Origin of the sequence: Streptomyces sp. NPDC096105 (genome assembly GCF_044763335.1) — a bacterium.
GTDB lineage: Bacteria > Actinomycetota > Actinomycetes > Streptomycetales > Streptomycetaceae > Streptomyces.
On sequence record NZ_JBIWGC010000027.1, the window covers coordinates 95,014 to 101,308 of the forward strand.

Consider the following 6,295-nt stretch of genomic DNA (forward strand, 5'->3'; position numbering starts at 1 on the left):
GCGGGGTGAGGGGCGGTCACTGCCCGGCCATGGCGTCGGCCAGGCTCTTCGGCCGCATGTCCGTCCAGTTCTTCTCGACGTGGTCCAGGCACTCCTGACGGCTCGCGGCCGGGAGGGCCACGGTCCAGCCGGCGGGGACGTCGGCGAAGACCGGCCACAGGGAGTGCTGGAGTTCGTCGTTGACGAGGACCAGGTACTGGGCGTCGTCGTTCTCGAAGGGGTTGGTCGTCATGGTCGTGCTCCGTGCTCCGTGCTCGGGATCAGGGGATCGGTGGCGGGGCGGATCGATTCGACCCGGGTCGGGCCGGGGTGTGTCCGGGTCAGGGGGTGCGGGGGCGGCCGGTGCGTTCCAGGCGCCCGGCGACGGCTCGGCCGATCTCGGTGAGGGGGCCGGGGAGCGTCATGTCGTGGTGGCCGCAGGCGACGGGACGTACGTCCAGGTGACCGCCGACGTACGGCGTCCACGAAGCCGGGTCCGGCGCGTCCGCCCCAGGATCCGGTTCGGCGGTGAACAGCAGGACATCACCGTCGAAATGCCGGGGAACGAACTCCCTCTGCAGACGGGCGTGACGGGCGGCGATGCCGGGCCACGCCCGCAGCGTGTGCGGCGGGATGCCGCTGAGGGGCGCGCCCTCGCGCCGCAGCACCTCGCGGGCCGTCTCCGCGTCCACCGGGCCGCCGTCCGCGAGGCCGGGCGCCTCGTGGCCGAGGAAGCGCAGCAGCCCGGCGAGGACGTCGCCGTCCGTCCACTCCTGTGAGGAGGGCCCGTCGGCTTCGGCGGACCCTGCGGCGAGGGTCGCCTCCGGCGGGTAGGAGTCCAGCAGGGCGAGCAGCGCGACCTCCTCACCCGCCTCGCGCAGCCGCACCGCCATCTCGTGGGCCACCAGGCCGCCGAAGGACCAGCCCAGCAGGTGGTACGGGCCTTCGGGCTGGACCGCGCGGATCCGCGCCAGGTAGTCCTCGGCCGTCTCGCCCATGGACGCGGGCGGTTCCTCCGCGCGGGCCAGTCCCCTGGCCTGGAGCCCGTACAGGGGCCGGTCGTCGCCGAGGGTGCGGAGCAGACCGGCGTACGGCCAGCTCAGTCCGGCCCACGGGTGGACGCAGAACAGCGGCGGCCGGGTGCCCGTGGTGCGCAGGGGCAGCAGCACCTCCAGGGCGCGCGCGGACTCCTCGGCCCCGTTCCCGGTACCCCGCCCGTCGCCGGTACGCAGCAGACGGGCCAGCGCCTCGGGGGTGGGTGCGTCGAACAACGAGCGGATGCCCAGGGCGGGTGAGGCACCGGCGGTGGTGGCCGAGCGGATACGGCCCAGCAGCCGGACCGCGAGCAGCGAATGCCCGCCCAGCTCGAAGAAGCTGTCCCCGGGGCCGACCCGCTCCACGCCGAGCACCTCGGCGAACAGCTCGCACAGCAGCCGTTCCTCGGCGTCGCGCGGCAGGCGCCCGCCGCCGGACGCGGTGAACGAGGGCTCGGGCAGCGCCTTGCGGTCCAGCTTGCCGTTCACGGTGAGGGGCAGGTCCGGCAGGGTGACGACGGCCGCGGGCACCATGTACTCCGGGAGGCGGTCCGCGATGTGAGCCCGCAGCAGGGCCGGCTCGACGGAGGCGGAGGCGGGAGCCGGACCGGCGGCGGGCACGGCGTAGGCGATCAGCCGTGCCCCGCCCCGCCCGTCGGACCGTACGACGACGGCGGCGCGGGCGACGCCGGGGTGGGCGCGCAGGACCGCCTCGACCTCGCCCGGCTCGATCCGCACCCCGCGCACCTTGACCTGCTGGTCGGCGCGGCCCAGGTACTCCAGGACACCTCCTCCGGCCTCCGGCCCGGGGTACCCCCGGGCGCGCCAGCGGACCAGGTCACCGGTGCGGTACATGCGTCCACCACCGGCGCCGTCCGGGTCGAACGGGTCGGCGACGAAGCGTTCGGCGGTCAGCGCGGGCCTGCCGTGGTAGCCGCGCGCCAGCTGCACCCCGGCGAGGTACAGCTCGCCGGTGGCCCCGGGCGGCACCGGACGCAGCGCGGCGTCCAGGACGTACACCCGGGTGTTCCAGACCGGCCGGCCGATCGGCACGGGGCCCGGGGCGTCCGGCTCGCAGTCCCAGTGGGTGACGTCCACGGCCGCCTCCGTGGGGCCGTACAGGTTGTGCAGCCGCACCTCGGGCAGCACGGTGTGGAAGCGGGCCGCGAGGTCGGCGGGGAGTTCCTCGCCGCTGCACACCACCCGGCGCAGTCCGGTGCACCCGGCTGCGGCGGGCTCGTCGAGGAACGCGCCGAGCATCGACGGCACGAAGTGCGCCGTCGTCACCCCTTCCGCGCGTATCAGCTCCGCGAGGTGGGCCGGGTCCCGGTGCCCGTCGGGCCGGGCGACGACCAGGGCCGCGCCGGTGATCAGCGGCCAGAACAGCTCCCACACCGACACGTCGAAGCCGGCCGGCGTCTTGTGCAGCACCCGGTCCTCGGCGGTGAGCCGGTACGCGTCCTGCATCCACAGCAGCCGGTTGACGACGGCCTCGTGCGAGACGGTGACGCCCTTGGGCCGGCCGGTGGAACCGGAGGTGTGGATGACGTAGGCGGGGTTGCGCGGGTCGGGAGCGGATGCGGGGGCGGGTGCACACGCCTCGTCGTCGGCGGCGTCCACGACGAGGACGGGCGCGTCGCCCGCGGGCAGCGCGGACCGTGCCGCCACCGCCTCGGTGACCAGGATTCCGGCCGGCTCGGTGTCCTCCAGCAGCAGGGCGACGCGTTCCGCCGGGAGACCCGGGTCGACGGGCACGTACGCGGCGCCCGTTTCCAGGACCGCCAGGAGGGCGACGACCAGGTCGGCGGAGCGGGGCACGGCGACCGCGACACGGGTCTCCGGTCCGGCTCCGGCCCGGCGCAGACGGCCGGCCAGCGCGGAGGCGCGGGCGGCCAGCTCGGCGTAGGTCAGCCGCCGCGTGCCGTGGACGACGGCCGGCGCGTCCGGTGTGCGGGCGGCCTGGGCGGCGAACAGCCCGGGGAGGGTGGCCGGCGCGACGGGCACCGCCGTGTCGTTCCACCGGGTGAGAACCCGTTCGCGTTCCTCGTCGCGGAGGACGTCGAGGGCCGCCAGTCTCCGGCCGGGACCGGCGGAGAACTCCCGCAGCAGCAGGCCCAGCCGGTCCGCCAACGCGGTCACGGCCGCGTGGTCGAAGTGGGCCCGCTGGTAGCCGAGGCGGAGGGTGAGGGCACCGTCGTGAGCTCCCTGGGCGACGATGAGGCTCAGCGGGTAGTGGGTGGCGTCCCGGCCCTTCACCCCGGTGAGCCGCGGCCCGGAAGCGCCTGCGCGCGGGGCGAACGACTCCCGGTCGACGGGGTAGTTCTCGAAGACCACGAGGGTGTCGAAGAGGACGGGGTGGCCGGACAGGCGCGTGACCTCGCTCAGACCGAGGTGCTGGTGGGCCGTCAGGGACGACTGCCTGCTCTGGAGTCCGGTGAGCGTCTCCAGGACGGTCGCCCGCGGGTCCAGGGCGACCCGGACCGGCAGGGTGTTGATGAAGAGGCCGACCATGGACTCGACCCCGGCGACCTCCGGCGGGCGGCCCGCGACCGTGGCGCCGAAGACGACGTCGTCACGGCCCGTCATCCGGGACAGCAGCACCGCCCAGGCCCCCTGCACCAGGGTGTTGACCGTCAGGCCCGCCTCCCGCGCCAGCCGGTGCAGGGCCGCGACCGTGCCGGAGGGCAGGTCCAGCGCCACGTGGCCGGGTTCGGCCGCGGGCGCGCCCGACGCCCCGGGGGCGAGCAGCGTCGGCTCGTCCAGTCCGGCCAGCTCGGCGGTCCAGACGGCACGCGCCCCGTCCCGGTCCTGGACGGCGAGCCAGGCGAGGTAGTCGCCGTACGGGGTGACCGCGGGCAGTCCGGCCGCCGAGCCCCGCGACGCGTACAGCGCGAACATCTCGCGCAGCAGCACGGGCATGGACCAGCCGTCGAGCAGGATGTGGTGCGGCGTCAGGACGAGGCTGTGGCGCTCCTCGCCCAGCTCGACCAGCGCCACGCGCAGCAGCGGAGGCCGCGACAGGTCGAACCGTGCCGACCGCTCCTCCTCGGCGACGCGGTCGCGCCGGACGGCCTGCTCCGCTGCGGGTGTACCGGTCAGGTCCACGGTGCGCCACGGCAGTTCGGGGTCGCGCACGACGACCTGGACGGGGGCGCCGGTGGCGTCGTCGTGCACGAACCCGGCGCGCAGGTTGGCGTGCCGGCGCAGCAGCGCCGTCCACGCCTCGCGCAGGACCGGCGCGTCCAGGGGGCCTTCCAGGTCCAGTACGAGCTGGGCGGTGTAGACGTCGGTGCCCTGGGCGTCGTACAGCGCGTGGAACAGGAACCCGTCCTGGAGCGGGGAGAGCGGGAGGACGTCCTCCAGGCCGGGGTGGGCGGCCTCCAGGTTCTCCACCTGGTGCTGGGTCAGGGGCACGAGGGGGAAGTCGGACGGCGTGTGGCCGCCGTTCCCCGCGCCCGTGTCCGCGAGGGTCCTGAGGGCCCGCAGCCACCGCTCGGCCAGGTCCCGCACCTCCGCCTCGTCGAGCAGCTTCCCCGCCCACGTGAACGTCGCCGACAGCACCGGGCCGTCCGGACCGTCGACCGTGACGGCGTTGACGTCCAGGGCGTGCGCGAGCGGCGTGGCCGGACCGGTGTCGGGTCCCCCCGGCTGTGCGACCGGCGACCAGTCGGACGCGGCGGACGGGGAGGCGGACGTCGTCGGGGTGCGCCCGAGGTAGTTGAAGCCGATCTGGGGCCGGGGGAGACCGGCGAACGCGGGCGCGGTGCCGGCGTTGAGGTGGCGGAGGAGGCCGTACCCCGTGCCGTCGCCGGGCACCGCCCGCAGCTGCTCCTTGACCCGCTTCACCGCGTCCGCCGGGTCGTCCCCGGAGCCGGTGACGTCGAGCCGTACGGGGTGGACGCGGGTGAACCAGCCCACCGTGCGCGACAGATCGACGTCCGCCCGGCCGGTGTCACGGCCGTGGCCCTCCAGGTCGATCAGCACACCGCCGTCGACGTCGGCCCTGCGAGCCGCACACCACTGCCGCACGGCGAGAGCCAGGGCGCCGAGCAGGACGTCGTCGACGCCGCCGTGGAAGGCGGCGGGGACGGACGACAGCAGCGGGCCCGTGTGCGCACCGGGCAGCGTCACCGTCAGCCGCCGTGCCGTGCCGGCGGTGTCGCACGCGGGGTCCAGGCCGCGGTTGCCGAGCGTCGGCCCGCCGCTCGCCAATACGTCCTGCCAGTACGGGAGTTCAGCGCTGACCTGCGGGTCATGTGCTTGCTCGCGGAGCAGTCCCGCCCAGCGCCGGAACGACGTGCCCACCGGGTCGAGCCGCACCGGCTCACCGGCGGCCACCGCTTCCCACGCCTGCCGCAGGTCCGGCACCAGGATGCGCCACGACACGCCGTCCACGGCGAAGTGGTGCACGGCCAACAGCAGCCGGCCGGAGTCCTCGGGCCCCGCGTCGAACCACACCGCCTGCACCATCACGCCCGACTCCGGCGCCAGCCGCGCCACCGCCGCCCGCGCCTCCCCGGCGATATCGGCGTCGGCCGCGGGAACACGGCGCACGCACCGGGCCGCATCGACCGAACCCCGCTCACCCACCTCGGACGCCCAGTCGACGGACACCCGCAGCCGCAGCGCGTCGTGGTGGTCGAGCAGTGCCTGCACGGCCGCCGTCAGCCGCTCCTCGCCCAGCCCCGGCGGGACCCGGAGCAGCACCGACTGCTGGAAGCCGGCCGCCGTGCCCCGCCAGTCCCGCAGCCAGCGCATCACCGGAGTCGGCTCCACCGGACCCGTGCCGTCGTCCTCGGCGGCGTCCGCCGGTCCCTCGCCGGCGGTGCGGCAGACCTTCGCGAGTGCGGCCGGTGTCCGGTGCTCGAAGACGTCGCGCGAGGTGAGCACCAGACCGGCCCGCCGTGCCCGGCTGACCAGCTGGATCGACATGATGCTGTCCCCGCCCAGGGCGAAGAAGCCGTCGTCCACGCCCACGCTGCCGAGGCCCAGTACCTCCGCGAACAGCGTGCACAGGGTCCGTTCCGCGGGAGTGCGGGGTGCTCGTCCCGCGCCCGCCGTGCCGGTGAAGTCGGGCACGGGCAGAGCCGCGCGGTCGAGCTTGGCGTTCGAGGTGATCGGCAGCGCGTCGAGCAGGAGGATGTCGGAGGGGACCATGTACTCCGGGAGTCGTTCGGCGAGGGCCGTCCGGAGTGTGCCGGTGTCGGGGACGCGGCCTGGTTCGGGCACGACGTAGCCGGTGAGGTGTTTGGCGCCGGAGGGTGCCTGGTGCACCAGGACGA

General features: G+C 75.3%; 2 protein-coding genes. Both read right to left on the reverse strand.

Annotated features, from left to right (window positions below; genetic code table 11):
- Positions 1-16 precede the first annotated feature (16 nt).
- Positions 17-232, reverse strand: coding sequence for an MbtH family protein (locus ACIQ8B_RS29875; RefSeq protein WP_403551090.1), 216 nt, complete (start codon positions 230-232; stop codon positions 17-19).
- An 88-nt stretch (positions 233-320) separates the two neighbouring features.
- Positions 321-6,242 (reverse strand): amino acid adenylation domain-containing protein, encoded by a 5,922-nt coding sequence (locus ACIQ8B_RS29880; protein WP_403551092.1) that lies wholly within the window; start codon positions 6,240-6,242, stop codon positions 321-323.
- Positions 6,243-6,295: the final 53 nt, after the last annotated feature.